The 230-nt window shown below is 70.9% G+C and carries 1 protein-coding gene; it reads right to left on the bottom strand.

From position 1 onward, the window contains the following. Nucleotides 1–230, bottom strand: a 230-nt coding sequence (locus SB658_RS28135; protein ID WP_410603898.1) for a glycoside hydrolase domain-containing protein, incomplete at both ends; no start/stop codon positions are given.

The raw sequence follows: 230 nt of genomic DNA, 5'->3' as shown, positions 1-230 counted from the left end.
GGCGCGCCGGCGTTCGTCGCCTCGATGACGAGCGGCTCCCGCCCCTCGGGGCGCAGCACCACTCGAGGCAGGCGAGGCGGGGTCAGCACGAACTCTCCGCTCGCCGGCACGAGCGGATACAGCCCGATCGTCGCGAAGAGATACCAGGCCGACATCTCGCCGTTGTCCTCGTCTCCCGGATACCCCTGGCCGATCTCACCGCCCACGAAGAGCCGGTCGCACGCCTCGAC

Origin of the sequence: Bacillus sp. SIMBA_008, assembly GCF_046535495.1 — a bacterium.
GTDB classification, from domain to species: Bacteria; Bacillota; Bacilli; order Bacillales; family Bacillaceae; genus Bacillus; species Bacillus subtilis.
This window is presented reverse-complemented; position numbering and strand designations above follow the sequence as displayed.